The sequence below is a fragment of the Cupriavidus sp. C2SS-8b genome (genome assembly GCF_057073745.1).
Genome location: NZ_CP172717.1, coordinates 635,335 through 651,951, shown reverse-complemented (window position 1 = coordinate 651,951; position 16,617 = coordinate 635,335). Strand labels below are relative to the sequence as shown.

The following is a 16,617-nucleotide window of genomic DNA, read 5'->3' as shown; positions in this document are numbered from 1 at the left end:
GGCTTCTGGCGCATCGGCCCGGCAACTCAGTGAAAATCACGACTCCCCACCATCAACCGCCCCAGCATCGGACTCAGATCAATCAGCTCCTGCGCCACCAGATGGCGCACATCGCCCTGCCGCTGCCAGATACCGACCACGCCCAGCAGCGTCGCCCCAAGCACTTCCTTGCGCTGCCGCTCGATCAGGTCGGGCCAGTAGATCAGGTTGACGGTGCCGGTCTCATCCTCGATGGTGGCGAAGATCGTGCCGCTGGCCGTGGCGGGCCGCTGCCGCACAGTGACGATGCCGCAGGCGCGCACGCGCCGGCCATTGCGGCAGTGGGACAGCTGCTCCGCCGTGGCGTAATCCATGGCATCGAGCTTCGCGCGCAGCAACGCAAGCGGATGGGACTTGAGCGACAGCCCCGTGGTGGCGTAGTCGGCAGCCACCTCTTCACCGAGCCGGGGCGCCGGCAGCGACAGCTGCTGCTCGATCAGCGGGGCCTCATGGAGCAAGTCCCGATGCGCCACCTGCAGCGCCGCGGCGCTGGCCTGCCAGCGGGCCTGGCGCCGGTTGCCGGCCAGTGCCGCCAGCGCATCGGAGGCGGCGAGCACATCGATATCGTGCCGGTCCAGCCGGGCGCGCAGGGCCAGGTCTTCCACGCTGTCGAACCGGCGTTGCGCACGCGCAGCCTCGATGCGCAGCGCGGCATCCTCGCGCATCCCCTTGACGCGGTTCATGCCCAGGCGCACCGGCGGCTTGCCGGCGCCGGTCTGGCCCGGCGCGGGTTCCAGCGTGCTGTCCCAGTTGCTGACCGTGACATCGACCGGCAATGCCACCACGCCATGGCGCGCGGCATCCTGCACGAGCTGCGACGGTGAATAGAAGCCCATCGGCTGGCTGTTCAGCAGCGCGCACAGGAAGGCCGACGGATGGTGGCACTTGAGCCATGCGCTGATATAGACCAGCTTGGCGAAACTGGCCGCGTGGCTTTCCGGAAAGCCATATTCGCCAAACCCCTCGATCTGCTTGCAGATGCCCAGCGCAAAGGACATCGGATAGCCGTGTCCGGTCAGGCCCTTGATCAGCGCCTCCTGATGTCGGCCCAGGTCGCCCCGTCGGCGCCAGGCGGCCATCGAGCGGCGCAGCTGGTCGGCCTCCCCCGGGGTGAAACCGGCCCCGTCGATGGCCAGCTGCATCACCTGTTCCTGGAAGATCGGAATGCCCAGCGTGCGGCCCAGCACCTTCTCGATCACGTCGTCATAGTAGGCCGGCGGCTTCTTCGTGAGGCGGAACGCTTCACGCCGCTTCAGGTACGGATGGACCATGCCGCCCTGGATCGGGCCCGGCCGCACGATGGCCACTTCCACCACCAGGTCGTAATAGGTGCGCGGCTGCAGGCGCGGCAGCATCGACTGCTGGGCGCGCGATTCGATCTGGAACACGCCGACGGTGTCGGCACGGCAGATCATCTCGTAGGTTTCATCGTCTTCCCTCGGGATATCTTCCATCCGCGCCGGCACGCCGGCGCGGGCCAGGTTTTCGTCCGGATTCGGAATCATGGCCAGCCCGCGCCGGATGGCCGACAGCATGCCCAGCGCAAGAACGTCCACCTTGAGCAGGCCGAGCGATTCCAGGTCGTCCTTGTCCCATTGGATCACGCTGCGCTCGGCCATGGCCGCGTTCTCGATCGGCACCAGCCGGGACAGCTTGTCGCGCGCCATCACGAAGCCGCCCACGTGCTGCGACAGGTGGCGCGGAAAGCCATGCAGTTGCGTCGTCAGGCTGGCCCACTGCTGCACCGCCGGCGATTCGCGGTCCAGCCCATAGCGGCCGATGCGATCCAGGAAGCCCTGCCCGCTTTCCCACCACGCCTGGCCCTTGACCACCTGCTCCACCACGCTGGCATCGATGCCCAGCGCGCGCCCGACGTCGCGCAGCGCGCTGCGCGAGCGGTAGGTGATCAGCGACGCGGCCAGCGCGGTGCGGTCGCGGCCGTACTTGCCGTAGATGTACTGGATGATCTCTTCGCGCCGCTGGTGCTCGAAGTCGACGTCGATATCGGGCGGCTCGTCGCGTTCGCGCGAAAGAAAGCGGCCGAACAGCAGGTTGGCCTGCTCGGGGCTGACCTCGGTGATGTAAAGGCAGTAGCAGACCAGCGAATTCGCCGCGGAGCCGCGGCCCTGGCACAGGATGCCCAGCCTGCGCGCCTCGCGCACGATGTCGTGCACGGTCAGGAAGAAGTGCTCATATTGCATTTCCTCGATCAGCTTCAGCTCGTTTTCGAGCTGGACTTCCCACTCCGGCTTCAGCCCGTTGGGGAAGCGCACGCGCTTGCCGGCCTCCACTTCCTTGCGCAGGTAGCTGATTGGCGTCTCGCCTTCGGGCACCAGTTCCTGGGGATACTCATAGCGCAGCGTATCCAGCGAGAAATCGCACAGCTGCGCAATCTTCAGCGTCTGCGCCAGCCCCTCGCGCGGATACAGGCGCGACAGCACCTGCCGCATGCGCAGATGCTGCTCCGCATTGGGCGCGAGCGCCATGCCGCATTCGGGCAGCGGCTTGCCCAGTCGGATCGCGGTCAGCACGTCGGACAGCGGCTTGCGCGAACGCACGTGCATGGTCACCGCGCCCGATGCCACCAGCGGCACGCCGGACTGTGCGGAAGCCGCCTCGATGCGGCTGCGATGGAGCGCATCGGCATGGCCTTGCAGCTGCTCCAGCGCGATCCATGCGCGCTCGCCAAAGACCTCGCGGCACCATTGCGCCTGCGCCAGCAAATGCGCCGGATCGGGGCAGTAGTCGGGCAGCAGCACGGCCAGGCAACCCGGCATGCCGCGCAGGTGCTCCAGCTTTTCGCCTGGCGCGGACAGGTCTTCCGGATGCAGCCGGTAGCTGCCCTTCTGCGCGCGCATGCGGCCCAGCGTGATCAGCTCGCACAGGTTGCCGAAGCCTTCGCGATGCTGCGCAATCAGGATCAGCCGCAGCGGCGGCCGTTCGTCCGCGCCCGCTGGCGCGGTCAGGCTGAAGCGGCTGCCGATCAGCAACTGGAAGGCATTGGCGGCTGCGGCGTGTTCCTTCAGCGCGTTGAGCTCGCCGTCGTCCTGCGCTTCGCCGGCGGCCTCGCACTGTCCGACCGCATCGTGCAGTTCCTTGCGCAGTGTCTTGATGGCGTCATGCGCACGCGCGGTACCGGCCACCGAGCATTCGTCGGTCAGCGCGATGCCGCGGTAGCCGAGCTGGAAGGCGCGCTCGACCAGTTCGACCGGATGCGACGCACCGTTCAGGAACGTGAAATTGGAAATGCAGTGCAGCTCGACGTAGTCGGGCAGCGTGGGCAGCCACGCGGACAGCTCGGGCACGCTCATGCGAACAACCCATGCAGGAACCAGCGGTACTCGCCGCCATCCTCCTGCCCGTCGCGTCCCGGATGGCCGGGGCGCTCGCGATAGACCCAGCAGCGCAGGCCGTCGGCGCGCTCGGCGATGAAGTAGTCGCGCGTGGCCAGGCCGCCGTCCCACCAGCCGGCTTCGATGCGCTCCGGCCGGGTCAGCATGCTCAGCGGCCCGCCGTGGTTCGGACGGTGGTTGCGCACCGGCAGCGGCTGCGGTTGCGGCAACAGCCACAGCGGGCGCTCGGGCAATGGCGGCAGCGGCGCGTCCGCTGGCTTGCCTGCGGCCTCGTCGAGCGGGCGCCAGCGGTTGGCGCACTCGGGCCGGTGGTCGGCCAGTGGCTGCGGCTGCAGCACGTTGTCGCGGCCCAGGCGGGCCACCAGCGTGTCGAGCACGCGTCCGAGTTCGGCCGGCGTGCCGCCGGGCTCAGGGAACAGCGCGTCGCTTTGCGGCAGGTATTCGGCCATGGCTTCCACGCGCAGCGCCAGGCCTGTCACCGGGGCATGGAAATTCAGCTTGTCGAGCTTTTCCCGCAGCAGGCGCGACAGGTGCGCCGGATCGCGGCTGGGCTGGGCCAGGCCCACCGTCACGGGCGTGCCCACGGTCTCGGCGCCGAGCCGGTAGCGTTCATGTTCGAGCACCAGCACGCAGCGCGTCACGCCGGCCTGCTGCACCGCCAGCCAGCCGGCCAGCGCCAGCAGCAGGCGTTGCGCGCCGGCCAGCACGCCTTCGGCCGACTCTATGCGTCCCGGCAGGTCCATCCGCTGCGCGAACGCGGGCGGCGCGGCAAACCAGGTGAAGCTGGCCGTGGCGTCGCCATAGGCCTGGTCCAGCCGGGCCAGCAGTGCCGGGCCCAGCCGGCGTGACAAGCCGGCGCGCGGCAGGCGCCGCACCTCGCCCAGCGTGCGGCAGCCGATGCCGTCGAGCCAGGCCGGATCGGCCAGCAGGCGCAGCGCCTCGACCGGCAGGCGATCCAGCAGGCGCCCCGTGCGCGCGGGCTGCACTGCCCGCCGCGCCGGCCGCACGATGCCGCGGCGGGTGCGGCGCATGGGCTGGCGCGCGAGCCATGCCGCGCCGTGGGCCGTGGCCCCGCTGCCCACCTGCGCGAACGTGCCGAGTTGCCGCACGCAGGCGCGCCCGCCCGGCACAGCGCGCGGTGGCCGCCGAACAGGCGCAGGCTGGCGGTGACGTCGAGCATCAGCGTGGCCGCTTCCGGGTCTTCATCGAACGTGACAAGCGGCGTGAAATGCAGCAGCGCCAGCGCCGCCGCGTGCAGCAGCCCGGCTTCGGCGGCCGGGTCGCGTTCCAGTTGCACCACGTCGGCCGAGAGCGCCTGCACGCCGCCGCGCCGCATGCCGAACGCCACGCCCAGCGCCATGGCCGGGGCGTTGGCCAGCATCACGCGCTCGCGCTCCATCACCACCACCGGCACGGCATGGTGCAGCGTGCCGAGGGGGGAGGAAGGCGTGGAGGAAGGCAACGCGGAAGGCGCCGTGGCCGGCTCAGGCCAGCTCGGCTGCAGCGCGTCCAGCGACAGGCGCGGCAGATGCACCGCGATCCAGTACGACATGGGCGGAACCTCCCGCAACAACAGGTGAAACATTTGGGGCCGGCGTGGCATGACTGCCGCGGCGGGCGCCCTCCAGGCCATCCAGCCGCAAGCGCAGCGGTGCTTCGCGCACCGGGCCGCGCCGCTTGTGGAAAACGATGGACAGTTCGTTGCCCGGCAACGGCGACAGCAGCAAGCGCAGCACGGCCGGCGACGACTCGCGCAGCGCCGCGGCCGGGCGCATGGCCCACACCGCGGCGTCGCCGGCCTGTGCCAGCACTTGCAGGCGGCGCATCGCCTCGGGCCGCGCGGTCGGCAGCCACACCAGCACCGCGCCGAACGCCTGGCTGCGCAGCATCTGTTCGGCTGCCCACAGGACATCGGCCTGCTGCGCCTGCTTGCCGGCGCTGGCGGCCGGGCGCACCCAGTAGAGCTGGCGGGCCGGCAAACCGGCCGCGGCCATCCCATCGCATTGGGCAGGTAAGGCGGCCCCACCAGCCCGATGCGCCGCCCCGCCTCCGCCAGCGCCCGCAGCGCGGGCAGCAGCAGGCGCAGTTCGCCCGCACCGCCCTGGGTGGTCAGCAACTCCGTTACCCCGCCAACCGGCCAGCCGCCACCGGGCAGTTCCGCCGCCAGCGTGGCATAGCCGGCCGGCCACACCGGCTGGCTGCCGGCGCGACCAAGCTGGCCGGCGCGCCACAGGCTGGGGTAACGATGCTCGAGCGCCGCCATGGCCTCCTCCCGGCTTGCCGGGGGCTGCTGGTCAGGCGAAGGGAAAGCGGGAGCCTCCGCGGCGGGGGCTGCGGGTGCGGTCATGAGGATTGTTTGGGTTTCGCCTGGAGGGGGCGGGGTGGTTTTTACGATAACTGTATATTTATACAGTATTCGTCGGAACGCAAGGGGATAGGGGAATGTGATGGAGGGACTTTGGGGCGGGCGCTGGCGGGGACTCTGGTTATGACTGGGGCGTCGCTCTTGGCAGACGCCGCTGTTTCGCAGGCGTAGCCTGCGAGTTACTTTTTGTCCGAGCGACAAAAAGTAACCAAAAAACGCGTTGCTTGCCCTAACGGGCGAATATTGATCGTAGCGTGCGAAGAATTTCGTACGGGTATTCGCTTCAGAGTTTGCCTGGCTGCCTGCCGCGTGGTGCGCGTCCGTATGCAGGCTCTCCAGCAATGATTGAACGAGCCCTGAACCTGTCCGTGGCCCGCGCTCTCCAGCCCTATCGCATCATCGCCTTCGGCTGCGCTACGCGCGGCTCAGTAGTCTGAGCGCACAGGCCAAGCTACCAAGACAATGGCCCGTGCTCTTGTGCGCCAGCGATGGTGATGCGCCAGTTAACAGACTAGTGAGCCGCGTAGCAGCCGTAGGCGATGATGCGACAGCGTTGGCAGTGTCGGGCCACGGACAGGTTCGGGGCTCGTTCAATCATTGCTGGAGAGCCTGCATACGGACGCGCACCATGCGGCAGGCAGCCAGGCAGTCTCTGAAGCGAATACCCGTACGAAATTCTTCGCACGCTACGATCAATATTCGTCCGTTAGGACAAGTAAACGCGTTTTTTGGTTACTTTTTGTCGCTCGGACAAAAAGTGACTCGACGGCTACGCCGGCGAAACAGCGGCGCCTGCCAAGCACGACAGCGCTACCATCACCAAAACCCAACCTTGTCATTTCTCCGGCATCGCCGAAGAATGATGACTCGTAATCAGCCACTGCGACCCGTCCCATCGATACGTATAGGTATATCGCGCCTTAACCACAGCCCCCGTCCGCGCAAACGTAAACGTATAAAGCCCCGCATCCACCGCCGAATTGCACCCCAGCTCGATCCGCCGGAAGTCAATCCTCCCCGAAGGCCGGTCCTGCAGGAAATGCTGGAAATAATCTTCCCTCTCCGCCACCGTCAGCCTGGGCTTGTTGGAGACCGTCGCCAGCAGAATCGACCGTTCCGCATAATTGGCCGCGACCTTGCGCGGATCCCCCGACTGCAGCGACTGGTTCCACCGGTCGAACAACGCTGCGATCTCCTGTTCCGAGGTCGCCTTGCAGCTTGCCGCGGGCGATACCTGCGCGTTGCCCTGCGTACCCTGATTCATGGCGCACCCTGCGAGCGCGGCCGCCAGCACTGCGATGGGAAGCAGCTTCATGGCAATGTTCCTCCGTTTGGTATCCGGCGCCTGGCCCAGGCTCACCGCATCAAAAGTATGGAACATCCCGCCAGCAAGTGTTAGGCCTATCCGGTCGGGCCTTTCCGGCGAGCACCATCGCCGCGCCGGGTGCCCCGCCACTCTCAACGGTCCCCTTGCGCTGTTGTATCCTCCCGGCACTGTTTCCGGAAATGGCATGTCCGACCCCAACACCCCCTCTTCGTCCGACCCGGCCGACAAGCCGCGCCGCCTCACCATCCACGATGTCGCGCGCGCGGCCGGCGTATCCCTGACCACCGTTTCCCACGCGCTCAATGACCGCGGCGTGGTGGACCCGGAAACGCGCGCACGCGTCAAGCGCATTGCGGCCGAGCTTGGCTACCGACCCAGCGTGCGCGCGCGGCGCCTGCAGTCGGGCCGCGCGAACTGCATCGCGCTGCTGTCGTCGATGCCGTTCGCCGTGGCCGGCGGCACATCGCGCCTGGGCTTCATGATGGAAGTCGCGGCCATCGCCGCGGAAGCGGCCATGGCACGCGGGCTGGGCGTGGTGCTGGTGCCGCCGCTGGAAGGCGCCGGCGGCTTGCTCGAAACGCTCGACATCGACGGCGCGGTGGTAATCGAGCCCGTAGCCGGCGACCCGCATATCGCACGCCTGCGCGAACGCGGCGTGAGCATCGTGTCGATCGGCCGCGAACCGCTGACCGATCATCCGGTGCCGTATGTGGACCTGCAATCGGCGCAGACGGCACGCCTGCTGCTGGAGCATCTGCATGCACACGGCCGCAGGCAGATCGGCCTGATGATCGGTGACGGCGCGCGGCAGTCTTACGTGGAGACCGAACGCGTCTACCGCGAATTCACGCAAGAGATGGGTCTGCCATGCGAACTGGTCAAGGCGCCCGAAGCGCTTGGCGAAGCCGCCGGCGCCGAAGCCTGCGCTCAATTGCTCGCGCAGATGCCGGGCCTGGATGCGCTGTGCGCGCCCGTCGATGCATTCGCCGTGGGCGCCATGGGCCATCTCCATGCAATAGGCAAGCACATTCCGGAAGACGTGCAGGTGGTGACGCGCTACGACGGCATCCGCGCACGCACCGCGCAACCACCGCTCACCGCCGTCGACCTGCACCTTGAACGCGTCGCCGCGCTGGCCGTGGAACTGCTGTTCGCGCACCTGTCGGGCGATCGCAGCCAGCATGCCATTGCCGCGCCGGCACCGGAACTGCTGGTGCGAGCGTCGTCGGCAACGGCCTAGCCGCGCAGCAGCACCACCGCCCCCGATACCAGCGCAAACACCAGCACGCCCACGCGCAGCATGCGCTGGTTGATGCGCCGGTGGACCAGGTGGCTGGCCACCATGCCCGCCGCCAGCACGGGCAACAGTTCCATCGCATAGACCACCTGCTCCATGCCGAGACGGCCGCCCACGGCCAGCACCACGAGCGAAAGTGTCTCGCCCACCAGGAAGCACAGCGCCACCGTGGCACGCAGCGTCGCCACGGGCGCGTGCTGGTACGCCAGCGCCAGCGGCGGCCCGCCGACACCGGTGGCGGTTTCGGTCACGCCCGTGATCAGGCCGGTGGAGGCGAAGGTCAGCCGGCCCGGCGTGAACGCCGGCGCCAGCAACGACACGAGCGCGGCGGCAATGGTGCTGCCGCCCACGATCATGTTGAGCCACGCCATCGGCATCCCCACCAGCACCCACAGCCCGCCGAAGGTGCCAGCCACGCGCCCCGCGCTGATCCACCCCGCGCCGCCGAGGTCGATGGCGTGACGCTCGCGCCAGGCCACGTAGGCGTTGAGCGGCAGCATGGCGAGCAGCAGCGCGCCGGGCAGCATGTCCGGCGCCGCCAGCGCCAGCACCGGCACGACGATCAGCGCGAAGCCCATGCCGGTCGCGCCCTGGATCAGCGCGCCGGAGAACACCGCGACGCAGACACTGAACAACGTCATCTCCATGGTCATGCTCCCGCCTGGCCAACACGCGGCGTTTGCGCGTGGCGCGCGCGGTGCGCATCGGCGGGCTCGTGCAGCTTGCGGATCGGCGCGCCGGCAATGGTGTCGCCGGCCATCGCGCGGATATCGCGCATCAGTGCGCGCGCGTCCCAGTCCACCGGCCAGCCGTCCCACAGGCGCAGCTCTCCGTCGACGAACACCGCGCGGATCTGGTCGCGGCTGGCCTGGCGCACCAGTTCCCACGTCAGGTCCCACGAAGGCGTCAGCTCCGGCACGTCGAGATCTACCAGCAGGAAGTCCGCGCGCTTGCCCGCGGCAATCTCTCCCGTTACTGCACCAAGGCCCACGACATCGGCGGCATCGTGCGTCGCCATGTCAAGCCAGCGCCAGCCCGCGCCGCAGGAAGAATCGCCCACGCCGATGCCGAAGGCGTAGCGTTGCGCCGCTTCAGCATGGTCGAGCAGCCGGAAGCCGTCGCTGCGCGTGCCATCGGTGCCCAGCCCCAGCCGCACGCCGAACGTCGCCATGGTTTCGGCCGGCGCCACGGCATTGCCTTTCCACGCACTCGCCACCGGGTTGTAGGCCACGGCGGCGCCGCTATCGGCCAGCAGGCGGATTTCATGCGGCGTGACCAGCGTGGCGTGAGCCAGCAGCGCGGCCGGCCCCAGCGCGCCGACGGCCGCCAGGTGTTCGATCGGCCGGCGGCCACACGCATTGAGCGAACGCTCGACCGCCACCAGGTGCTCGTTGGCGTGCGTCTGGAAGACGCGGCCCGATTCCATGCACAGGTGATGGACGTGGTGCAGCATGGCATCGCTCGCCACCTCGGGGATCGAGATCGCCAGCGACGGCGTCACCAGCGCATGGTGATCGTAGCGGCCAAGGTGATCGACAGCGCGGCGCAGGATGGGACCGGCATCGAGCGTTTCGGCGCCCGGCCTGTCATTGCAGATCAGGCCCAGCACGCAGCGGACGCCGGCATCGGACACCGCCCGCGCGATGGCATCGAGCCCCGCGTCGCTACGCGTGCCCGCATCGACCACCGTCGTGAAGCCGCCGCGCAGCGCTTCCAGCGCCGCAAGTTTCGACGACAAGTACAGATGCTCGGCCTTGAGGCTGCCTTCCAGCGGCACCCAGACGCGCCGGAAGATCTCCGATGGCTCTCCGAAGACGAGCGACTTGCCGAACGATTGCGTCAGGTGGTGATGGGTGTCGATCATGCCCGGCATCAACAGCATGCGCGGCAACGCCAGCGTCTTCAGCGACGGAAACTGCGCGGCAACGTCCTCGGAACGACCCACTGCCGTGAAGCGCCCACCTTCGACCACGGCCGCATGGTCCCGCACGGCACCGTGACGCAACAGCATCCATTCGGGTTGCAGGATATGCGGTTCGGCAAAGCTTGCCGGGTCCAGGGAAGGCGCCACGGCGCCGGGCCATGCAGGTTGGAATTCAGCTGGATAAGTCATACAGATCTACGGATACGGGTTCAGTGCGTGGCAGGTGCCACCTCGGCCACGCGCCGGGCGCCCGTGTGGAAGAACAGGAAATTGAGCAGGGCCGCGGTGAAGGCGCCCATTGCCACGCCATTGCCCAGCAGGATGCGCAGGTTGGCCGGCAGTGCGCCGTAGATGCCGGGCACGAGGATCGGCAGCAGGCCCGCCGCCAGCGCCACGGCCACCACGTACATATTGGCGTGGTCGCGCAGGTCGACGCGGCGCAGCACGTCGATGCCCATGGTGCCCACGATGCAGAACACCACCAGGCCTGTGCCGCCGACCACCGCCTCGGGAATCGCGCTGATCAGCGCCGACACCGGCACCAGCAGCCCGAACGCGACCAGGATCGCGCCCGACATCGCCGTGACATAGCGCGAGCGCACGCCGGTGGCGCGCACGATGCCGATGTTTTCGCCGCTGGTGATGATCAGCGACGTGCCGAACACGCCGCCGAGCAGCGACGTCAGCGCATCGCCGCGGATCGTGCGCGGGACGTCGCGCTCGCCGTCGACAGGCCGGCCCACGGCATCGCTGATGGCGAGCGTCTGGCCGGTGGCCTCGACCATCGAGATCACGGCGAACACCATCAGGGGGATGGCGGCCACGACATCGAACTGCGGCCAGCCGAATGGGAATGGCGTGGGCAAGGCCAGCCACGGCGACAGCGCCACCTGCCCGGTGTGAAATACGCCGAGCGCCATCGCCGACACTGCACCGCCCACCAGCCCGAGCAGGATTGCAAGCCGTGCGAGCGTGCCGCCAAACCAGCGCGACGCGGCAACGGTACAGGCGATGGTCACGAAGGCCAGCAACAGGTTCACCGGGTCGACCGCCGCGCCCGCGGCCGGGTGCCCGGCGATGAGCCGGCCCGAGACCTGCGCGAGGTTGATCGCCACGAGCAGCAGCATGGTCCCCACCACCACGGGCGGGAAATAGCGCAAGCAACGCCGGAACACCGGAAGCGCGCAAAAATAGAACACGCCGGTCAGGATCACCGCGCCGGCCGCGGTCTGCACGCTGGTCTGCTGGGCGATCAGGATGAACAGCACGATGGGCGCGCCACCGGGCAGCATCACGAACGGCAGGCGCGCGCCGATGCCGCGCCGCCCCAGCGACTGCAGCAGCGTGCCAAGCCCGCAAATCACGAACGTCGCGCTCAGCAACTGCACCGACAGCGCGGGCGCAAGGCCCAATGCCTTGCTCATCAGGAAGACCGCCGCGATCGGCGACGCGGCCATCACCAGCACGTGCTGGAGGCCGAAGACGAACAGCTGCCGCCATGGCAAGCGTTCGTCCACGGGGGCGGGGGCGGTTTGGGACATGTCGTTTTGCTCCTCGATTTGGTGGGTCAGTCGTGCACCGGTGACCGTCTCGGGCGCTGTCTTGCGTCTATGCGCAATTCGCCACTTATTTTGACGTTTCTTCCTAACCAAAACGTTTTGGTTAATGTAATCGATGCCCGATGGAAGCGCAAGGAACGAATTCGACGATTGCCGGCAGCCGAACTGGCGTCCGTGAACCAGCGCGGGTGTGATCAAAAACCCATATCATGAAACTTTGGTTTCACACTTTCTTTTATTTGACGCCAAAGTTTCATTCACCTATATTTCTGAAACCGAAGTTTCATTCGGACCCAATCATGACCTCATCGTTGCAAGACAAGATCCTCGCGCTGAACGACCAGCTCACCGAAAGCGAACGCCGCCTGGCCGCCGTCACCCTGGAGTGCATCGGCAACCTGGCCGCCTATTCGGCGACGGAACTTGCGCAGAAAGCCGGCGTTTCGAAAGCGACGGCCGGGCGCTTCTTCCGCCGGCTCGGCTATGAGAATTTCAACGAGGTCCGCGCGCTGGTGCGCGACGAGGCGGACCGTGGTTCGCCGCTGTATGAACTCGCTGGCGTGCAGGCGCCGTCGGAAGACCAGACGCCGCTGGCGCGCCATCTCTCCAACGACCTTCAGAATCTCGCGCAGACCTTTGACCGGCTGAACGTGGCCGACGTCGAACGCGCCATTGCGCTGTTCGCTGAGTCAAAGCGCGTCTTTATCGCGGGTTTCCGCAACGGCCGCGTGCTGGCGCAATACGCGTGGGCGCTGCTTACGCAGCTGCGCCCCGGCGTGACGCTGGCCCCCGGCGCGGGGCTGAACCTTGCCGAAGACCTGGCCGACCTCGGCGCCGGCGACGTGCTGCTGGTGATGGATTTCCGCCGCCGCGTGACATTGCTGTGGCCGATGGTCGCGCACGCCAACCGCGTCGGCGCCAAGGTCGTGATCCTGACCGACCCCAGCGCCACGGATTTGCCCGCGCGCTCGGACGTGGTGCTTCGCTGCGTCAACCATGGCGCGGCGGTGTTCGACTCCTACGTCGCCGCCGTCAGCCTGATCAACCACCTTTGCACGAATCTCGCGCTCGTCCTCGGCGACGCGGCGCGCGAGCGGCTTGAAGAAATCGAGTCGCTGCATGACCACTACGGCGATCTGCATCGCTAGCGGATCGCTGCCCCAACCCGAACCAAGGAGACTGTCTTGAACCATCCGCTCCCCAACCTGAAGCTGCAATGCGCGCTGAACCCGGCCGCCCGCCCCGGCACGCCGTATGGCGCGCGCCAGCAGGCGGTGCTCGGCGGCGAGGCCTTTGCCCGCGCCGCCACGCAGATCCGCCGCTGGCCGGGCTACGCGCCGACGCCGCTGGTCGCGCTCGATGGCCTCGCCCGTGCAGCCGGTGTCGCGCAGATCCTCTACAAGGATGAAGGCGGCCGTTTCGGGCTGGGCAGCTTCAAGGCACTCGGCGGCGCCTACGCCGTCAGCCGCCTGCTGGTGCGCGAGATCGGCAGCCGGCTCGGCATCGCCGACGTATCGTTCGACGACCTGCTCGCGGGCCGCTACGCCGACACGGTGCGCGACATCACCGTGACCTGCGCGACCGACGGCAACCACGGCCGTTCGGTGGCCTGGGGCGCGCAGCGCTTCGGCTGCCAGTGCGTGATCTATATCCACGCCACCGTCAGCGAAGGCCGCAAGGAAGCCATCCAGCAATACGGTGCGCAGGTGGTCCGCACCGCGGGCAACTATGACGACTCCGTGCGCCAGGCTGCGGAAGACGCGGCACGGCTGGGCCGCTTCGTGGTGTCCGACACCTCCTACGAAGGCTATATGGAAGTGCCGAAGGACGTGATGCAGGGCTACGCCGTGATGGCCGATGAAGCGCTGCAGCAACTGCCGGCAGGCGAGCTTCCGACCCACGTATTCCTGCAAGGCGGCGTGGGCGGCCTGGCCGCCGCCGTCAGCGCGCATTTCTGGGAAGTGCTGGGCGACGCGCGCCCGCGCTTCATCGTGGTGGAGCCGGACAAGGCTGCCTGCCTGTACGAAAGCGCGCGCGCCGGCAAGCCGGTGGCGGTGCATGGCGATCTCGACACGGTGATGGCGGGCCTGGCTTGCGGCGAGGTCTCGCTGCTGGCCTGGGAAATCCTGCATCCGGGCGCGCATGCGTTCCTGACCATCGATGATGAGTCGGCACTGGACAGCGTGCGCCTGCTTGCTGACAGCCCTTATGGCGACGAACCTGTGGTGGCCGGCGAATCAGCTGTCGCCGGCCTGGCTGGATGCCTTGGCGCCCTCGCCGATGCCGCCACGCGAGACGCGCTCGGCCTCGATGCCAACAGCCGCGTGCTGGTGTTCGGCAGCGAAGGCGCCACCGACGTCGCGCTGTATGCGCGCATCGTTGGCCGCCTGCCCGAAGAGGTGAGGAACGCGAGGAAAGCAGCGTGATCCCGAACCACGACCTCCAGCGGACAGCGCGGATCGACCTGCCCCGCCTGCTGCGCCGGATCGCCGCGCTCGGCCAAGTCGGAGCGATTGACGGCGGCGGCGTCTGCCGGCTCGCGCTGACCGACGAGGATCGCGCCGGGCGCGACCTCGTGGTGTCGTGGATGCGCGAACTGGGCCTGTCGGTCAGCATCGACGGCATCGGCAACGTGGTCGGAGTGCGTGCCGGACAGGAAGACCTGCCACCCGTCATGACCGGTTCGCACATCGACACCGTGCGTACCGGCGGGCGCTACGACGGCAACCTCGGCGTGCTTGCGGGACTGGAAGTCATGGCCGCGCTCGACGATGCGGGCATCGTCACGCGCCGGCCGCTCGCGGTCGCCTTCTTCACGAACGAAGAAGGCGCGCGCTTCGCGCCCGACATGATGGGCAGCCTCGTCTACCAGGGCGACCTGCCGCTGCAGCAGGCACTGGAAACGCGCGGCATCGACGGCACCACGGTCGGCGACAACCTCGCCCGCATCGGCTATGCCGGCCCCGCGCCGGTTGGCTGCAACAGCGTGCATGCCTTTGTCGAACTGCATGTGGAACAGGGCCCGGTGCTGGAGCATGAGGACGTCACCATTGGCGCCGTTACCGGCGTGCAAGGCATTCACTGGACCGAGTTCACCGTCGAAGGCACATCGAACCATGCCGGCACGACGCCGATGCGGCTGCGTCACGACGCGGGGCTGGTCGCGGCACGCGTGGCCTGCTTCGTGCGCGACCTGTCGCGCGAACTGGGCGGCGCCCAGCTCGCGACGGTTGGACAGGTGCAGTTTTTCCCGAACCTCGTCAACGTGATTCCCAACCGCGCGGTGTTCATGGTGGACCTGCGCAATACCGACGGTGCTGTGCTGACTGACGCGGTGGCCCGCACGCTCGCTTATGCATGCGACGTGGCGAAGGCCGAAGGCGTGCGCCTGTCCCAACGCACGCTGGCCGACTTTGCGCCGGTGGCGTTCGACGATGGCATGGTCGCCCGCGTCGAGGCCATCGCGCGACAGCGCGGCCACAGCGTGCGCCGCATGCCCAGCGGCGCCGGGCACGATGCGCAGATCCTGGCGCGCATGTGCCCTGCCGGCATGATTTTCGTGCCAAGCGTGGCCGGCCTGTCGCACAACGTTGCCGAACTGACCCACGACCACGACATCGGGGCCGGCGCCGGCGTGCTGCTTGACCTGATGCTCGAACTGGCCGCCTGACGGCCTGACCGACTGACATTCACCGCATAACAGGAGACTCCCGATCATGTCCCGCCTTGTCCATGTCGCCGCAGCGCAGCTCGGCCCGATCCAGCGCAGCGACTCGCGCCGCGACGTCGTCGCGCGCCTGCTCGCACACTTGCACCACGCCCATGAGATGGGCTGCCATCTTGTGGTGTTTCCCGAACTCGCGCTGACCACGTTCTTCCCGCGCTGGTTCATGGAAGACCCCGCGGAACTGAACGCCTTCTACGAACGCGAAATGCCCGGGCCCGAGACCCGTATCCTGTTCGACACCGCCGCGCGCCTGGGCATCGGCTTCTATCTCGGCTACGCGGAACTGGCGGTCGAGCAAGGCGTCGAGCGCCGCTACAACACCGCGATCCTGGTCGGCCGCGACGGCAAGATCATCGGCAAGTACCGCAAGGTCCATCTGCCCGGCCATGACCAGCATGAACCGTGGCGCGCGTTCCAGCACCTGGAAAAGCGCTACTTCGAGCCGGGCGACGACTTCGGCGTCTGGCACGGCTTCGGCGGCGTCATGGGCATGGCGCTGTGCAACGACCGCCGCTGGTCCGAGACCTACCGCGTGATGGGCCTGCAAGGCGCCGAGATGATCCTGCTCGGCTACAACACGCCCGTGCATAACCCGCCCGCGCCGGAGCACGACGACCTGTCGATGTTTCACAACCACCTTGTCATGCAGGCCGGCGCGTACCAGAACGGTACGTGGGTGGTCGGCGTGGCCAAAGGCGGCAACGAGGAAGGCTGCGAGATGATCGGCGGCACCTGCATCATCGCGCCGTCCGGCGAGATCGTGGCGGCGTGCTCGACCAAGGGCGACGAACTGGCCATCGCACGCTGCGACCTGGACCTGTGCCAGTCGTACAAGAGCACCACCTTCAACTTCGACCGGCACCGCCGCCCCGAGGCCTACGGCCGCATCACCAGCCAGCGCGGCGCCACGCCGCCGCAAGCCATGGCCGCATAAAGAAGCGCTAGCCGCCCCCTTCCCCCGACCCATAAAAAAAGCAAGATGCAGGCGCTTCCGGGCGCCCGCAGGGGGGCGTTTTTGTCTCACCA

10 protein-coding genes and 2 pseudogenes are annotated in these 16,617 nt (G+C 68.0%); 5 read left to right on the top strand and 7 right to left on the bottom strand.

Annotated features, from left to right (window positions below; translation table 11 throughout):
- Positions 1-26: 26 nt before the first annotated feature.
- The 4 genes and pseudogenes from ACIGJB_RS19890 to ACIGJB_RS19875 all read right to left on the bottom strand — a co-directional run bounded on the left by ACIGJB_RS19890 (position 27) and on the right by ACIGJB_RS19875 (position 7,072).
- A complete protein-coding gene (locus ACIGJB_RS19890; protein ID WP_483734015.1) occupies positions 27-3,350 on the bottom strand; it encodes an error-prone DNA polymerase in 3,324 nt (1,107 codons plus the stop codon).
- Positions 3,347-4,944, bottom strand: a pseudogene (locus ACIGJB_RS19885) (Y-family DNA polymerase). Before ACIGJB_RS19885 ends, ACIGJB_RS19890 begins: the two are co-directional and overlap by 4 nt.
- Positions 4,877-5,739: pseudogene (imuA, locus tag ACIGJB_RS19880) on the bottom strand (translesion DNA synthesis-associated protein ImuA). Before imuA ends, ACIGJB_RS19885 begins: the two co-directional pseudogenes overlap by 68 nt.
- An 853-nt stretch (positions 5,740-6,592) precedes the next feature.
- Complete coding sequence (locus ACIGJB_RS19875) at positions 6,593-7,072, bottom strand: SgcJ/EcaC family oxidoreductase (protein ID WP_483734014.1); 480 nt, start codon at positions 7,070-7,072, stop codon at positions 6,593-6,595.
- A gap of 196 nt (positions 7,073-7,268) precedes the next feature.
- Here ACIGJB_RS19875 and ACIGJB_RS19870 point away from each other — a divergent pair, with 196 nt between their 5' ends.
- Positions 7,269-8,324: a LacI family DNA-binding transcriptional regulator gene (locus ACIGJB_RS19870; protein ID WP_483734013.1), complete on the top strand. Its 1,056-nt coding sequence runs from the start codon at positions 7,269-7,271 to the stop codon at positions 8,322-8,324.
- Here ACIGJB_RS19870 and ACIGJB_RS19865 read toward each other — a convergent pair.
- Genes ACIGJB_RS19865 through ACIGJB_RS19855 form a run of 3 tightly spaced genes read right to left on the bottom strand, consistent with a single transcriptional unit; the run spans position 8,321 to position 11,846 of the window.
- Positions 8,321-9,028, bottom strand: a complete 708-nt coding sequence (locus tag ACIGJB_RS19865; protein WP_483734012.1) for a sulfite exporter TauE/SafE family protein — start codon at positions 9,026-9,028, stop codon at positions 8,321-8,323. The genes ACIGJB_RS19870 and ACIGJB_RS19865 overlap by 4 nt on opposite strands.
- Positions 9,029-9,030: 2 nt before the next feature.
- A complete protein-coding gene (locus ACIGJB_RS19860) occupies positions 9,031-10,494 on the bottom strand; it encodes an amidohydrolase family protein (protein WP_483734011.1) in 1,464 nt (487 codons plus the stop codon).
- 20 nt (positions 10,495-10,514) lie between these two features.
- Positions 10,515-11,846 (bottom strand): uracil-xanthine permease family protein, encoded by a 1,332-nt coding sequence (locus ACIGJB_RS19855; RefSeq protein ID WP_483734010.1) that lies wholly within the window; start codon positions 11,844-11,846, stop codon positions 10,515-10,517.
- Between the two features lie 317 nt (positions 11,847-12,163).
- On the opposite strand from ACIGJB_RS19855, the gene ACIGJB_RS19850 reads away from it, so the two are divergent.
- The 4 genes from ACIGJB_RS19850 to ACIGJB_RS19835 are packed head-to-tail and all read left to right on the top strand — an operon-like array spanning position 12,164 to position 16,525.
- A complete protein-coding gene (locus ACIGJB_RS19850; RefSeq protein ID WP_483734009.1) occupies positions 12,164-13,012 on the top strand; it encodes a MurR/RpiR family transcriptional regulator in 849 nt (282 codons plus the stop codon).
- 36 nt (positions 13,013-13,048) lie between these two features.
- The gene (locus ACIGJB_RS19845) at positions 13,049-14,290 is read left to right on the top strand and encodes a diaminopropionate ammonia-lyase (protein WP_483734008.1); all 1,242 of its coding nucleotides are present in this window, start codon (positions 13,049-13,051) and stop codon (positions 14,288-14,290) included.
- A complete protein-coding gene (locus ACIGJB_RS19840) occupies positions 14,287-15,534 on the top strand; it encodes a M20 family metallo-hydrolase (RefSeq protein ID WP_483734007.1) in 1,248 nt (415 codons plus the stop codon). Before ACIGJB_RS19845 ends, ACIGJB_RS19840 begins: the two co-directional genes overlap by 4 nt.
- Positions 15,535-15,580: 46 nt before the next feature.
- Positions 15,581-16,525 (top strand): N-carbamoyl-D-amino-acid hydrolase, encoded by a 945-nt coding sequence (locus ACIGJB_RS19835; RefSeq protein ID WP_483734006.1) that lies wholly within the window; start codon positions 15,581-15,583, stop codon positions 16,523-16,525.
- The last annotated feature ends 92 nt before the right edge of the window (positions 16,526-16,617 follow it).